At 61.1% G+C, this 13,209-nt stretch carries 15 protein-coding genes; 7 read left to right on the top strand and 8 right to left on the bottom strand.

Going from position 1 to position 13,209, the window contains the following annotated elements:
* The first annotated feature begins 13 nt into the window (after positions 1 to 13).
* Together BLL52_RS17930 and BLL52_RS17935 are read left to right on the top strand one after the other, a co-directional pair.
* The gene (locus BLL52_RS17930) at positions 14 to 340 is read left to right on the top strand and encodes a hypothetical protein (RefSeq protein WP_075588050.1); all 327 of its coding nucleotides are present in this window, start codon (positions 14 to 16) and stop codon (positions 338 to 340) included.
* Positions 341 to 476: 136 nt separating this feature from the next.
* Entirely contained in the window at positions 477 to 944 is a 468-nt protein-coding gene (locus BLL52_RS17935; RefSeq protein WP_075588051.1) for a tellurite resistance TerB family protein, read from the top strand.
* 161 nt (positions 945 to 1,105) lie between these two features.
* Here BLL52_RS17935 and BLL52_RS17940 read toward each other — a convergent pair whose 3' ends face one another.
* The gene (locus BLL52_RS17940) at positions 1,106 to 1,327 is read right to left on the bottom strand and encodes a hypothetical protein (RefSeq protein WP_175580242.1); all 222 of its coding nucleotides are present in this window, start codon (positions 1,325 to 1,327) and stop codon (positions 1,106 to 1,108) included.
* A 191-nt stretch (positions 1,328 to 1,518) separates the two neighbouring features.
* On the opposite strand from BLL52_RS17940, the gene BLL52_RS17945 reads away from it, so the two are divergent.
* On the top strand, positions 1,519 to 1,767 hold the full coding sequence (locus tag BLL52_RS17945) for a hypothetical protein (protein ID WP_075587980.1): 249 nt from the start codon (positions 1,519 to 1,521) through the stop codon (positions 1,765 to 1,767).
* Between the two features lie 39 nt (positions 1,768 to 1,806).
* Positions 1,807 to 2,454 (top strand): DUF938 domain-containing protein, encoded by a 648-nt coding sequence (locus tag BLL52_RS17950; RefSeq protein ID WP_075587981.1) that lies wholly within the window; start codon positions 1,807 to 1,809, stop codon positions 2,452 to 2,454.
* Between the two features lie 74 nt (positions 2,455 to 2,528).
* Here BLL52_RS17950 and BLL52_RS17955 read toward each other — a convergent pair whose 3' ends face one another.
* The 6 genes from BLL52_RS17955 to BLL52_RS17980 are packed head-to-tail and all read right to left on the bottom strand — an operon-like array spanning position 2,529 to position 6,968.
* On the bottom strand, positions 2,529 to 3,188 hold the full coding sequence (locus tag BLL52_RS17955) for a 3'-5' exonuclease (RefSeq protein WP_420852636.1): 660 nt from the start codon (positions 3,186 to 3,188) through the stop codon (positions 2,529 to 2,531).
* Entirely contained in the window at positions 3,185 to 3,634 is a 450-nt protein-coding gene (locus tag BLL52_RS17960; RefSeq protein WP_075587982.1) for a CoA-binding protein, read from the bottom strand. Before BLL52_RS17960 ends, BLL52_RS17955 begins: the two co-directional genes overlap by 4 nt.
* Positions 3,631 to 4,521 carry a TatD family hydrolase gene (locus tag BLL52_RS17965; RefSeq protein ID WP_075587983.1) on the bottom strand — a complete coding sequence of 297 codons (891 nt, stop codon included), beginning with the start codon at positions 4,519 to 4,521 and terminating at the stop codon, positions 3,631 to 3,633. The genes BLL52_RS17960 and BLL52_RS17965 overlap by 4 nt, the downstream gene beginning before the upstream one ends.
* 17 nt (positions 4,522 to 4,538) lie before the next feature.
* Positions 4,539 to 4,922 (bottom strand): bacteriohemerythrin, encoded by a 384-nt coding sequence (locus BLL52_RS17970; protein ID WP_075587984.1) that lies wholly within the window; start codon positions 4,920 to 4,922, stop codon positions 4,539 to 4,541.
* A gap of 35 nt (positions 4,923 to 4,957) precedes the next feature.
* Positions 4,958 to 5,719: a lipoprotein-releasing ABC transporter ATP-binding protein LolD gene (gene lolD, locus BLL52_RS17975; RefSeq protein WP_083634044.1), complete on the bottom strand. Its 762-nt coding sequence runs from the start codon at positions 5,717 to 5,719 to the stop codon at positions 4,958 to 4,960.
* Positions 5,712 to 6,968, bottom strand: coding sequence for a lipoprotein-releasing ABC transporter permease subunit (locus tag BLL52_RS17980; protein ID WP_075587985.1), 1,257 nt, complete (start codon positions 6,966 to 6,968; stop codon positions 5,712 to 5,714). The genes lolD and BLL52_RS17980 overlap by 8 nt, the downstream gene beginning before the upstream one ends.
* A gap of 66 nt (positions 6,969 to 7,034) precedes the next feature.
* Here BLL52_RS17980 and BLL52_RS17985 point away from each other — a divergent pair, with 66 nt between their 5' ends.
* From BLL52_RS17985 to recJ, 3 genes are all read left to right on the top strand, one after another.
* Positions 7,035 to 7,982 (top strand): phosphoglycerate mutase, encoded by a 948-nt coding sequence (locus tag BLL52_RS17985; protein ID WP_241839263.1) that lies wholly within the window; start codon positions 7,035 to 7,037, stop codon positions 7,980 to 7,982.
* A 108-nt stretch (positions 7,983 to 8,090) separates the two neighbouring features.
* Positions 8,091 to 8,657 carry a Uma2 family endonuclease gene (locus tag BLL52_RS17990; RefSeq protein WP_075587987.1) on the top strand — a complete coding sequence of 189 codons (567 nt, stop codon included), beginning with the start codon at positions 8,091 to 8,093 and terminating at the stop codon, positions 8,655 to 8,657.
* A 96-nt stretch (positions 8,658 to 8,753) separates the two neighbouring features.
* Positions 8,754 to 10,565 carry a single-stranded-DNA-specific exonuclease RecJ gene (recJ, locus tag BLL52_RS17995; RefSeq protein ID WP_075587988.1) on the top strand — a complete coding sequence of 604 codons (1,812 nt, stop codon included), beginning with the start codon at positions 8,754 to 8,756 and terminating at the stop codon, positions 10,563 to 10,565.
* Positions 10,566 to 10,592: 27 nt separating this feature from the next.
* Here the strand turns inward: recJ and BLL52_RS21630 are convergent, their stop codons facing one another.
* Positions 10,593 to 13,001: a diguanylate cyclase gene (locus BLL52_RS21630; RefSeq protein ID WP_075587989.1), complete on the bottom strand. Its 2,409-nt coding sequence runs from the start codon at positions 12,999 to 13,001 to the stop codon at positions 10,593 to 10,595.
* Between the last annotated feature and the right edge of the window lie 208 nt (positions 13,002 to 13,209).

The raw sequence follows: 13,209 nt of genomic DNA on the forward strand, positions 1-13,209 counted from the left end.
CTCTGCCCACACCATGCTGCGCCGCAAGCACCACCACGTTTACGTGGTTGAACTCTCACCAGATGTGCTCTTTGAGCCACGCTTTCGCAAAAGCAACCCGAACTACATCCAAGGCAAGCCTTGCGTTTATGTGGGCATGACCGGGCTGGACCCTGATGCGCGCTTTGACAAGCACAAGGCGGGTATTCAGGCCAACCGCTATGTGCAGCACTTCGGCCTGCGCCTGCTGCCCGACCTGTATGAGGCCTTTAACCCCCTGCGCTACGAGGATGCGGTGGACAAGGAAATCGAGATCGGCATCGACCTGCGCTCAGCAGGCTTTGGCGTGTGGCAGGCGTGAGGCGGTGCGCACCAACAAGTTCGCCCGGCTGATGTTGCACTTTTCAGAGCAAATTCAGCCCGTCGCGTCAACCGATTAAACTTTTTGGCGGCATCTTGCTCCTACAAGTCCTTTGTCAACCTTGCTCACTTTCACCATGTTCAGCCCCTTCAAAACTCTTTTGACCAGTTTCTTCATGCCCGACCAGCCCTCTGGCCCCAGCCGGGCACAACGCCTGCAACTCGCGACTGCCGTCTTGATGGTGGAGGTGATGCGCTCGGATGCCAACGTCAGCCCGGTCGAGCGCGATCAGACACTGGCAACCCTGCGCCTGCGCTTTGCGCTGAACGACGATGCGCTGACGCAGTTGATGGCGCAAGCCGAGCAAACGGCAAAACGCGCCAACGACTACTTCCATTTCACCAGTGCCATGAACGACGAGTTCACGCAGCCCGAAAAAATTCAGGTGGTGGAATACATGTGGCAGGTAGCCTACGCAGACGGCACGCTGGACGCCAATGAAAACCACCTCATCAGCAAGGTGGCCGGCCTGCTGCACGTAACCCACGGTGAATACATTGGCGCAAAAATGCGCGCCAAGGAAGCTGCGCAGTTGACGGATTGAGGCCGCCTGGCGCCGCACCTGCCCAAAACCAACGACAAACCATGCGTGGTCGTTGCAGCAGAAGGTCGTGGCAGCACGGTATACCGCTGCGATTTGCTTCTCTTTCAATAGCTTATAGCGCTTATTCCTAAAGGGCTAGAGGCAAATTTTGCATACAAACCTCAGCCTTGCCCCAACGCCCCCACCTCATGCACCAGTCCATCGACATCCACCACCCGGTGCAAATAACTGTAGGCCACGCGCCACTGGCGGGGGCCGCATTGCAGGGTGACGGTTTTGTCGTTGGGGCGGATGATTTTGCCGATGCGCTGCTGCTGGGCGCGGTCCAGAAAGCCCACCATATCACCCAGCGCCACTTCGGTGCGGCCCAGGCCCTGTGACATGAAGGTCGCCGTCGTACAAGCATCATGGCGCTTGGCCACGGCACTGTGGCAGCACCATCTTTTTTGAATTGACAAACGCCTTTAATTGCCCTGGGCAGTGACCTGACCATTCAGTCGCTGACGCAACCCCCCAGTGGTGCGCATGGCAATTTATGATGGCTGCCTTTACCAACTGACATACTGGACACCCCATGAAAAAACTCAACGTCACCATTAGCCTAGAAATGTCGGTGCCCGACGACTGGACGCTGGCCGAAACCTCTGAGGGAACCCAGGTGCTGGCGCTGCCGCAAGGCCAGTTTTTGGACCTGAGTGTCGAACCCCTGTTCACCGACGACCCAGAGGGCATCTGGGCCAGCACCGACGACGAAGGCGAGCTCCACACCGTGCTAGACATGGTTGAGAGCGAAGAGGTGCGCTACACCTTTGTCACCCACTGACGGCGCCACCCTCCGCGCCATTAGGCTGACCCAGCGCCCATGTTCACCCCCGATTTCAGTCCGTCTGCCGAGCAAAACAAGCAGCCCATCCTGACCCGGCTGCTGCAGTTGCTACCAGCGCAAGGCACCGCACTTGAGATTGCTTCAGGCACCGGGCAGCACGCGGCCAGTTTTGCCAGCCACCTGCCCGGCTGGACCTGGCAACCCACCGACACGCACTCAAATGCTTTTGCCAGCATCAACCACTACGCGCAGCAGGCAGGCGCGTCCAATGTGCTGGCACCGCAGCAGCTCGACGTGTGCGCTGAGCGCTGGCTGGCACAAGCCCCTGGCACCGATGCACCGCCCAACTTTGATCTGATTTTTTGCGCCAACATGCTGCACATAGCGCCGTGGACAGCATGCACCGGGCTGATGCGGGGCAGCGCCCGCCACCTGGCACCCGGCGGGGTGCTGGTCACCTACGGCCCCTATCTGGAGCAAGAGGTGCCCACCGCCCCAAGCAACCTGGGCTTTGACGCCAGCTTGCGCGCGCACAACCCGGCTTGGGGGGTACGCTGGCGCGAAGACGTTCAGGCGCAGGCGCAGCTGGCGGGGCTGTGTCTGGCGCAGCGCCACACCATGCCTGCCAACAACCTGCTGCTGGTCTGGGCCCAGCCTGCGGCGGCGCATAAACTCGCTCTTTGAATCGCCGTGCCGCTGGCGTGGCTGGTGCGCGCCATCTAACGCTGTGGCCATCACCGCAGGCAAGATGACGAGGCTTAAGACGCGGCCAGACCCAGCGCCTGATACACGCGGATAGCAGCGTAGGCGTCATTGGCGGCGTAGACAAGCTGCGCTTCGGTCAGGCGCGGATTGGCCCAGTTGCTGGTGGCGGCTTTTTTTGACTTGATGAAGCGCTGGTTAAACAGCACCGCCACCGCGCCCTTCACACCCATGTCCTTGCGGTAACCGCGCTCGCGAAAGACGCTGTTGAGCTCCAGCACACCCGCAGGCTCTACGCCCAGCTTGTGGATGATGCGTTTGCGGTCATCCCCCAGGCCAAAGCCGGCCTTGGCAATGCCACCCGCAGCCAACAGCTCTGCCGCCACAGCGCGGCAATCGGGCTCGTGCAACTGGAACACCCAGGCGCGCTTGCAAGTGGACAACTGCAGAATGTGCGGCCCGTCAGACTGCTCACCGACGCGAAAGGTGGGCTTGGATTCGGTATCAAAACCCCAGGCCGGTGCATCGGCCAGCGCGGCAGCGGCTTCGCGCGCGGCAGCACCGGTGCACACCAAGGTGATGCGGTCCGGCCCGAGCCGCTCAAAAACTGGCAGCAGAGCAATGGCGTCTTTGTCGGGGGTGGCATGGCGCGTCTGCTGGGCAGAAGGGTGTGGCCTCGCCAAAGGCTGACCCGCGTTGTCTCGCGCTGAACTCACTGCGCGACCTGACGTGCGTGGTCAATTTTGAGGCAACGGTTTTGCACCGCCACCATGCCGGCGGCGTGGGCACGCGCCAGCGCTTCGTCATGGCTGATGCTGAGTTGCAGCCAAATGGCCTTGAGACCCAGGGCAATAGCTTCGTCCACCACCGGCGGCACGGCGTCGCTGTTGCGAAACACATTGACCAGGTCCAGCGCTTCATGCTGCGCGGCATCTGTCAGGGTGGCATAGACCTTTTCGCCCAGAATCGGTTGGCCACTGGCTGCCGCCACCGGGTTGACCGGCACGATGCGCCAGCCATGCGCCTGCATGTAGTGCGCCACCTCGTAGCTTTCGCGGTGCGCTTTAGGCGACAAGCCGACCACCGCCACGGTGCGGCAGTGCGCCAGGATATGCGCTACGGCTTGTGGCTCGATAAGGTCAGCTGCAGGGGGGGTGGTCATGGCGTGTCCTTTTCTTCTTGCATAGCCTCTGATGCGGTGGTGTCGGCCACCAAGGCACGAAGGCGCGCAAACGCCTGCAAAGCGTTGCGGGTGGTGGCATCAGCCAGCGCCTGCAGGCTGATGCCGCGCAGCTGGGCCAGCTCAGCGCCAATGCGCGGCACTTCGGCCGGTGAGTTGATGCCTTGGGGCTCGCCTGTGGCACGTTGTTCGGCAGATTTGTAGAGCCAGCGCGGCGGCATATCGGGCGAATCGGTCTCCAGCACGATGGCCTCCAGCGGCAGGCCGGTGGCCAGGCTGCGCAGATGCCGGGCGCGCTCATAGGTCAGCGCGCCGCCAAAACCCAGCTTGAACCCCAATTGGATGAACGCCAACGCTTGCTGAAAACTGCCGTTGAAAGCGTGCACGACGCCGTGCCATTGCCCGCCGGGGCCAGCGACCTGGCGCAGTGCTTTCAAAATCTGGTCCACCGAACGGCGTGAATGCACCACCACGGGCAAGTCATAGGCGCGGGCCAATTTCAGCTGCGCGTAGAAAAAATCGTGCTGGCGCTCGCGCCAGGGGCTTTTGCACAGCTCTGGCACAAAATAATCAAGCCCAATTTCACCAATGGCCACCAGGCGTGGATCAGCATGGTATTGCTTTACGGCGGCGGTCAAGCAGCTCAGCGCATCAACGCTGGCATAGGGCACGTTCATGGGCGTGATGCCCAGACAATAACTGTCGCCGCTCTGGTGCGCCATGGCGCGAACTGCCGCAAAGTTGTCAACAGCAATCGCGGGTATTACACAGTGAACGACACCATTGCTAGCCGCCAGCGCCCGTTGTGCCTGGATGGTGGTGCCGAACTCCGGGGCGTCCAGGTGGCAATGGGTATCTATCCAGCGCATGGTGCCTCTGGCGGGTGTCAGGCCCACACAGCAAGGTACTGGGCCAGTTCCGCGTCCAGGTTGGCAACGTGGCGGTGCGCCCAGTCGGTCATCACCCCGACGATGGCTTTTTTGTTCATGTGGCCCTTGCCCACGTCCATGCTGCGGTCGCGCAGGCGGGTGAGCAGGTGCAGATGGTCTTCGGTATGCGCCTGCGCGCCGGGAAAAGCCACCTTGGTCATCAGCGCCTCTTCCAGCTCAAACTGCTGTTCCAGCTGCTTGAACAGGCTCACAATCATGGGGCGCAAGGCCATCCAGTCTTCACAGTCAGCAATCTGGTTTGTCAGCTCAAAAAGCTCTTTTTGCGATGCGTCAATCTCGGCGTTGCCAATCTTGTAACTCTCTAACCATTCGATGCTCATCGGTGCTACTCCAACTTTAAAAATTTTGTGTGTTGCTACGCCGCGATGCTGCTGGCCTGTGCTAGGCGCCCCTGCACCAGGGTGAGTTGGCGGCCACAACGCGCGGCCAGCGCTGTGTCGTGCGTGACCAGCACAAACGCCGTGCCCTGGGTACGAGCCAGTTCCAGCATCAAATCAAACACCCCATGCGCGGTACTGCGGTCCAGGTTGCCGGTGGGCTCGTCGGCCAGCACACAGGCGGGCTGGGTCACCAGTGCGCGGGCAATCGCCACGCGCTGGCGCTCGCCGCCGGACAGCTCGCTGGGTCGGTGGTGCAGCCGCTCGCTTAAGCCCACGGTAGCCAATATTTTCGAAGCAATTTGCGCCGCCTGTGCGGGCTCAGAGCGCCTGATCCATAAGGGCATGGCGACATTGTCCTGCGCGCTGAATTCGGCCAGCAGGTGATGGAACTGGTAAACAAAGCCCAGATGCTGGTTGCGCAAACGGCCCTGCTCTGCCGCACTGCTGCGCGCCAGGTCTTGCCCCAGCAGCGCCACTGTGCCGCTGGTGGGCGCATCCAGGCCACCCAGCAGGTGCAGCAAAGTGCTTTTGCCTGAGCCAGAGGCCCCCACAATCGCCAGCGTTTCACCCGCATACACATCCAGGTCCACGCCCTGCAACACGGTCACATCCAGCCGCCCCTCGGTGAACCGCTTGGTCAGGCCACGTGCACGCAGTACCAACTTGCCGGGTGCACCAGTTTCGCCGCCGGGCAGGCCGGACACGCCAGTACCGAGCGTGGTGACCATTTCACTCATAACGCAACGCCTCGGCGGGGTTCACGCGGCTGGCGCGCCAACTGGGGTACAGCGTGGCCAGGAACGCCAGCACCAAAGAGATGATGGCAATCGGCAAGATGTCTGCCTGCTGCGGCTCACTGGGCATGCTGCTGATCAAGTAAACATCACGCGGCAAAAAGGTGGTGTGCAGCAGCTGCTCAATGGCCGGCACGATCACGTCAATATTGAAAGCCACGGCCAGCCCCAGTGCCAGGCCAGCCAGGGTGCCAATGACTCCGACCATTGCACCCTGCACCACAAAAATCCCCATGATGCTGGCCGGGCTGGCGCCCAGCGTGCGCAGAATGGCAATGTCGGCACGCTTGTCGGTCACCGTCATCACCAGCGTGCTGACCAAATTAAAGGCCGCCACCGCCACGATGAGGGTGAGGATGATGAACATCATGCGTTTTTCAAGCTGCACCGCGGCAAACCAGGTGCGGTTTTGGCGTGTCCAGTCGCGAATCAACACATGATCGGTCAGGCTGCCGGCCAGCTCGGCGGCCACCGTGCGCGCCTGATGCAGGTCTTTCAGGCGCACCCGCACACCGCTGGGGCCTTCCAGGCGAAAGATGCGCTGCGCGTCTTCGATGTGCATCAAGGCCAGCGTCGAATCGTATTCATAGTGGCCCGAATCAAAGGTACCCACCACCGTCATCTGCTTCAGGCGCGGCACCACACCGGCAGGCGTGACCTGGCCGCTGGGGGCTACCAGCGTGACCTTGTCGCCCTGGCTGACACCCAGACTGCGGGCCAGCTCGCCGCCCAGCACCAAGCCAAATTCACCGGGCACCAGGCGCGCCAGAGCAGAGCCTTTCAGCGCCACTGCCAGGTCGGTGACCTCGGGCTCCAGCGCTGGGTCAATGCCCCGGATCATGGTGCCCTTCATGTCCTCACCCCTTGCCAGCAAAGCCTGGGTAGCTATGAAAGGTGCAGCACCTATGACTTCAGGGTTGGCCCGCACTTGGGCCAGGGTGCGCGCCACATCGGGCAAGGCTTCGCCGTTGGGCGCAAAAATTTCGATGTGTGACACCACGCCCAGCATGCGGTCGCGCACTTCCTTCTGAAAACCGTTCATCACGCTGAGCACAATGATCAGCGCGGCCACACCCAGCGCAATGCCGAGCATGGAGACGCCAGAGATGAAAGAGATGAACCCGTTGCGCCGGGTTGCGCGGCCAGCGCGGGTGTAGCGCCAGCCAAGGGTGAGTTCAAAAGGGATAGGCATCGGGTGGTGGGGGTTGCGGCAGGGTGCCGACAGGTTAGACGGCGATTATCCCGGACAATGCCCGCCATGCACCTGATCATCCCTTATGCAGCCCCCTCTTCTCAAGGATTTGCTGCAGCGCTGACCCACCTGAAGCTGCCCAATCTGCAGAAACTGCTGTCCAGACTGACGCCCGGCCCCTTAGACAGCGGTGACGAGTTCAGCCTGTCGCCACCGCATGAACGCGCGCTGGCCGCTGCCCTGAGCCTGAGCGCGCCAGACGGCTGCATCCCCTGGGCGGCGCTGCGCGCCCATCAATCCGGCCAGACGGATAGTGCCAACAGCGCCTGGGCCTTCATCACCCTGTGCCATTGGCAGGTCAACACCGGCCATGTGGCCATGAGCCAGCTGCCGCTGCCCGCGCTGTCGGACGCGCAATCTGCGGCGCTTCTTAAAGCCATGCGGCCCTACTTTGAAGAGGATGGCATCACGCTTTACTTTGATGAACCGGGCCGCTGGCTCGCGCATGGTGAGGTGTTCGCTGGGCTGGCCACCGCCTCGCCTGACCGGGTAGTGGGCCGCAACCTGGCCGCCTGGATGACCACCAGCGCGCAAGCCGCACCGCTGCGCCGCCTGCAAAACGAGATGCAAATGCTGCTCTACACCCACCCGGTGAATGACGCACGCGAAGCGATGAACCTGACACCCGTGAACTCATTCTGGTTACACGGCAGCGGCACGTTGCCTGCGGCCTACCAGCCAGCGCCTGCCAATGCACAGCCGGTGGTGCTCGACACCTTGAAGCCGCTGGCGCTGACCGACGACTGGCAAGGCTGGGCGCAAGCCTGGCAAGCACTGGACGCGGGCGACATCCAGCAACGGCTGCAAACCGCTGCCGCCGGGCAAACCGTGCAACTCACCCTGTGTGGCGAGCGCAGTAGCCAGACCTGGACCGCCGAGCCGCAGCCGGTCTGGCAGAAGTTCAAGGGTCTTTTTGGCTCTCAGCCCTTATCTATGTTGCTTGAGAAGCTATGAACCTTATAGCAATTTACAGCTCAGACTTGGTGCACTTGCGTCGAAGACAAAGCCGTGCTAACACCAGCCATTGATAATCAAGGCTTAACGAATCCAGAGGACATCGCCATGGGACTCGCTGCAGAAAAATCCATTTTTACCGCCGATGACTACCTGCCTTGGCAAGCCATGCAACTGGATCGCCATGAATACCTGGATGGCGAAGTGTTTGCCATACCCGCCACTGAAGATCGGCACAACACGACATCTGGCAACATCGCTCTGGCCCTGCGCCAGCACCTCAGTGGCAGCCCCTGCCGCACCTACATGAGCGACATGCTGCTGCAGGTGGCCGCCTCCAACAGCTATTTTTACCCCGACGTGCTGGTGACCTGCAGCGCAATTGACCAAGCCAGCCCGCTGGTGAAAACCGAGCCCAAGCTGATCATTGAAGTGCTCTCACCCAGCACCGCCGCCTATGACCGGGGCTTGAAGTTCAGCCATTACCGCAGCCTGCCCAGCCTGGAAGAGTATGCGGTGATTGATCTCGGCAGCCGCATCACCGATGTGCATCGCAAAGGTGCGGACGGCCTGTGGGTGCTGCACCCGTTTGGCCAGGGCGAAACCGTTGAACTCGCCAGCGTGGCCTTGCAGGTCAGCGCAGCACAACTGTTTGCTGATGTCCTGGACGTCTGACGCTGCGATTTCAGTCACACCAGGCACGTCAAGCCGCCGCCACGGCTTTTTGAGACTTTTAGGCCTCTAGCCCTTATCCCCCTTGCTTGAGTAGCTATGAAAATTATTGTTAGAGACGCCCCGCCGCGCAGCGTTTGGGCGCTGGAAAAAGCCGGCATTCACCCGTTGCTGGCGCAGTTGTATGCGGCGCGTGGCGTGTTGGACCCCTCTGAGCTGGATGCCGCGCTGGCGCATCTGCTGCCACCCACCGCCATGAAAGGCACAGCTGAGGCCGCACGCCTGCTGGCTGACGCGATTGCTGCCGATAAAAAACTCTGCATCGTGGCTGACTACGACTGCGACGGCGCCACCGCCTGCGCTACTGCCGTGCGCGGCCTGCGCCTGCTGGGCGCCAAACACGTCGACTACATCGTTCCCGACCGCGTGCAAGACGGCTACGGCCTGACCGCCCCGATTTCCGCGCGCGTCAAAGCCAGCGGCGCCGACGTGCTGATCACCGTGGACAACGGCATCGCCAGCTTTGACGGTGTGGCCGCAGCGCGTGCGCTGGGCCTGCAAGTGCTGGTGACCGACCACCACCTGTGCGCCAGTGTTAACGGCCAGATTGCCCTGCCTGACGCCGATGTGATCGTCAACCCAAACCAGCCCGGCTGCAGTTTCGAGAGCAAGTCCATCGCCGGCGTGGGTGTGATGTTTTATGTGCTGCTGGCGCTGCGCGCCGAGCTGCGCCAGCGTGGGGTGTTTGAAACACAGAGCGCCGCAGGGCTACCCGAAGGCGCGAGCACACCCATAGGGAGCAGCGCAGCACACGCAGTGGCAGGCGTGGCGGCCAACCAGACCGGCCCGCGCCTGGATACCCTGCTACCGCTGGTGGCGCTGGGCACGGTGGCCGACGTGGTGCGCCTGGATGCGAACAACCGCCGCCTGGTGGCTCAAGGCTTAAAACGGGTCCGAGCCCTTGCCATGCCTGCGGGACTAGCTGCGTTATTTGTAGCATCCTCACGCGACGCTGCTGCTGCTACCACCTTTGACTTTGGCTTTGCTCTGGGCCCGCGCATCAACGCTGCCGGGCGATTGAGTGACATGACACTCGGCATCGAATGCCTGCTGACCGACGACCCGAACCGCGCCCTCGAACTGGCCAAAACCCTGGACAACATCAACCGCGAACGCCGCGAGATTGAGGGCAACATGCGCGAGCAAGCGCTGCTGGTGGCCGAGTCGCTGTTTGAAGATGCCGCCGAGGCACCCGCCGCCATTTGTGTGTTTGACCCGGACTTTCACGAAGGCGTGGTTGGCATCGTGGCCTCGCGCATCAAGGACAAACTTCACCGGCCAGCTTTTGTGTTTGCACCCAGCGGGGCCACGGGCCACAGCCATGAGCTCAAAGGCTCGGGCCGTTCCATCCCAGGTTTTCACCTGCGCGACGCGCTGGACCTGGTGGCCAAGCGCCACCCCGGCGTGTTGCTGCGCTTTGGCGGCCATGCCATGGCGGCCGGCTGCACCATTGCCGAGGCGCATTTTGAAACCTTCGAGCAGGGCCTGGCCCAGGTCGCGCAGGAGTGGCTGTCTGCCGCCACCCTACAGCGCCGCCTGGACACCGACGGCCCGCTCAAGCCCGAATACCGCCGGGTGGACTTGGTGGATGCGCTGCACCACGAGGTCTGGGGCCAAGGCTTTGCCGCACCGACTTTCAGCGAAGAGGTGGAGGTGGTGTCGCAGCGGCTGGTGGGCGAAAAACACTTATCCCTGAAGCTCAAACACCGCGGCGAGCCGGTCGACGGCATCTGGTTTGGCCGCACCGAGCCCCTGCCCGCGCGGGTCAAACTGGCCTTCCGGCTGGACGCCGACAGCTGGCGCGGTGAACGCAAGGTGCGGTTTTTGGTGGAGGCGGCGGAGTTGGTCTAAGGCCTATTGGGTTAGACAGCGCCCGTGCTAGCCATGACGAACCGATTTCTGCCCTGCTTTTTTGCCTGATACAAAGCATCGTCTGCTTCCAAGTCCCGGCAGAAGAACCACAAACTCCTCGCCACCATAACGGGCAACAAGATCCTCTGCCCGCTGCACCGAAGTACAAATAGTGTGCGCCACCCGCTTCAGACACATATCGCCTGCCTGATGCCCGTAGTGATCGTTGTATTTTTTGAACAGATCAACGTCTATGAATACCAGGGCAAGCGGCTGGCCTAAGCGTTTGGTTCGCTGCCACTCTTTAATGAATGTTTCATCAAAACGGCGATCTACCACCGCATCATCTGAGACGATAGGCTGAAGCGTCTTCAGTGCCAATCGCTGCACGCTGCTTGACACCAGGCGCTTTTCCTCGGCCTCATGCTGCGTCATACGCTCCATTTGCTCGCGACCTCGCAAACCGCCCTCCAGGATCCAGCGCTTCTCGTCGTCCAGCAAACTGAACCGTACATCTGTCGCTCCGGTCATTTGCCCCACAAGTTCAACAATCCGCATCACAAGCCGAGGAAGTGATGTTTCAGATGCGAGCATCTGGAAAGCTCGCAGAAGGGAATTTTGATCAGAAGGATCACCATGGTTGCTAAGCCAGCGCCCCCGCTGGGCAGTGCCAACAAAGGGTAGTTCGGTCTTCATTGCCTGTGTCTTGCCAACTGCGCCCCACGCTTGGTAGAGGCTATGCGCCCGCGTCAACAGTTGCCGACCGACATGCTCCAGCCTACGGCGCATACAGAATTGGCTGGCCCGTTCGGTGATCAGCGCATGATGCCAGGGACGCTGGTTTCCCTGCGCCTTCAGCATCGCCTGCTCGAACAACTGAAGTGCGCTCCACGGTTGTTCAATGGCGTCAAGCCGTTCTGCCTCTACAAGGTCGTAGAGGTGTCCAAAATTCATCGGGGCATCTGACGCGCGGGCAGAAAGCCATGTCTGGTTGGCCGCCAACCGCTCAAGAAGGCCGGTTCGCTCCGAGTCTGCGGGCGTCGTAGCCCTGATGTGCTGGATCAAAGCCAATGAGTGCAGCAGGTTTGCCAGGGCGGTCGGGTAAAACCCGGTGATGTAGGGCGCAAGGGTCACTGCCTTTTCGACATGTTGGCGCAGGGCCTCATCTTTGTTGAAAAGGCAAGCCGACAGCGCCCTGTAAATGTGGAAGTAACAGAGCGCCACGGGAATATCCTTGGCGGCTATCAGGTGCTGCGTCTCTTTGAATTCTGCGTCGTCGAAACGTCCCGGGCTATGGGTCTGGCCTTGCAGCGCACGCAGCAGTTGCCGCATGCTGACCAAGGACTTGGCGCAATGGCGATTCCCGGTCTTCAGGGCAAAGCACAAGGCCGCTTCGATGGTGTTGTTGAGCTCTGCAAAACCTGCACCCGTATCCAACTGGGCGGTAAATGTCTGGTAGTAGGTAAAGCAGGCATATTCAAAATCGCCTGCCCGAACCAGTCCATCAAGCGCCATTCGTGCGGTGGTTATGACCTCTTCCAGGGGGCGAACCCAGTGGCTACCGACGACCGAAAATGCGTCGTAGGTTCGCGCTGCCTGTAGACCTTGCTGACGTTTTTTCGCGAGTTCTACGGCGATCAGACTGGCGCGGCAGCCTGTGACGTAGTCGCCGCGCAGCGTTATCGTGCACATGACAACGGCACTCAGCGACGCAATGCCTTTCGGGCAATAGCCATGTTCCAGCGCCAAACAAGCCGAGCGAATGAAAAACCAGAAGCCGATCAACGGGTTAAAAAACAGAGCCGCGGCCGCGGTGCGGTTCAGGAGCCTGGCCACGGCCAGCAGTCTGTCATCCGACAAATCCGACCCTTGACCGAGTTGCTCCAGCGCACCAGCAGCCACCAGGGCATAAAACCGGTCAAGCTCCAGCTGAACCACCGCAACAACGTCGTCTGTTGGCGCGCCTATATGCCAGTGTCCGAGCAAAGTGTTGCACAAAGCCACGGCTTCGCCATAAAGGGTCCGATTGGACAGGCTGACAATCTGCACACAGGCAGAGTCGACAAGCTGCATCGGCGATGTGACGTACGTTGTCAGTTCCGCATAGAGTGCATCGGCTTCAACGTGGCGCGACAGGCTATAGAGAACGAGGTGCAGTTCAGCATGGAGTGCGAAAGCTATCGTGCTTGCGCTGCTATCACCTTGGTGTGCTTCATCGTTTTGCCAACCGCCTTGCGGCAACAGATTGACCCCCAGTCTCAGATACCGCTCTGCGGTGGTGAACGAGCCAGATTGACGCGCTTGTACTGCCGCTTTAAGGAACAGCTGACATGCAAGCGCCCGTTCGGCAGCGTCGACAAGCAAGGACACCGCAATCGCGTAGTGCTCGGCTGCGCTGAATTGCGACTGATTGAAATGGCTGACGGGGTCATCCATTGACCGGGCAAACCGTCGAGCCATAGCCAGATGCATCTGACTGCGCCAGTCATGATCTCGCAGTTGCTAAACCGCCTGCTGCATTCGGTCGTGAGAGAACCGGATCTGGACACCGGCCTCGCCCTGATGAAATGCGAGGACTGTCGGCGTTACGATTACTCCCCGCTCCATGGCAGGGCTCAACTGCGCAGAGAGTTCCTGCGGACGG

The sequence above is a fragment of the Rhodoferax antarcticus ANT.BR genome, from assembly GCF_001938565.1.
In the GTDB taxonomy this organism is placed as follows: domain Bacteria; phylum Pseudomonadota; class Gammaproteobacteria; order Burkholderiales; family Burkholderiaceae_C; genus Rhodoferax; species Rhodoferax antarcticus.

Excerpts from the sequence above, each read along its gene's own strand:
- BLL52_RS17930 (WP_075588050.1), top strand. The coding sequence starts at position 14 with ATGCTGCGCCGCAAGCACCACCACGTTTACGTGGTTGAACTCTCACCA.
- BLL52_RS17935 (WP_075588051.1), top strand. The coding sequence starts at position 477 with ATGTTCAGCCCCTTCAAAACTCTTTTGACCAGTTTCTTCATGCCCGAC.
- BLL52_RS17940 (WP_175580242.1), bottom strand. The coding sequence starts at position 1,327 with ATGTCACAGGGCCTGGGCCGCACCGAAGTGGCGCTGGGTGATATGGTG.
- BLL52_RS17945 (WP_075587980.1), top strand. The coding sequence starts at position 1,519 with ATGAAAAAACTCAACGTCACCATTAGCCTAGAAATGTCGGTGCCCGAC.
- BLL52_RS17950 (WP_075587981.1), top strand. The coding sequence starts at position 1,807 with ATGTTCACCCCCGATTTCAGTCCGTCTGCCGAGCAAAACAAGCAGCCC.
- BLL52_RS17960 (WP_075587982.1), bottom strand. The coding sequence starts at position 3,634 with ATGACCACCCCCCCTGCAGCTGACCTTATCGAGCCACAAGCCGTAGCG.
- BLL52_RS17965 (WP_075587983.1), bottom strand. The coding sequence starts at position 4,521 with ATGCGCTGGATAGATACCCATTGCCACCTGGACGCCCCGGAGTTCGGC.
- BLL52_RS17970 (WP_075587984.1), bottom strand. The coding sequence starts at position 4,922 with ATGAGCATCGAATGGTTAGAGAGTTACAAGATTGGCAACGCCGAGATT.
- lolD (WP_083634044.1), bottom strand. The coding sequence starts at position 5,719 with ATGAGTGAAATGGTCACCACGCTCGGTACTGGCGTGTCCGGCCTGCCC.
- BLL52_RS17980 (WP_075587985.1), bottom strand. The coding sequence starts at position 6,968 with ATGCCTATCCCTTTTGAACTCACCCTTGGCTGGCGCTACACCCGCGCT.
- BLL52_RS17985 (WP_241839263.1), top strand. The coding sequence starts at position 7,035 with ATGCACCTGATCATCCCTTATGCAGCCCCCTCTTCTCAAGGATTTGCT.
- BLL52_RS17990 (WP_075587987.1), top strand. The coding sequence starts at position 8,091 with ATGGGACTCGCTGCAGAAAAATCCATTTTTACCGCCGATGACTACCTG.
- recJ (WP_075587988.1), top strand. The coding sequence starts at position 8,754 with ATGAAAATTATTGTTAGAGACGCCCCGCCGCGCAGCGTTTGGGCGCTG.
- BLL52_RS21630 (WP_075587989.1), bottom strand. The coding sequence starts at position 13,001 with ATGGATGACCCCGTCAGCCATTTCAATCAGTCGCAATTCAGCGCAGCC.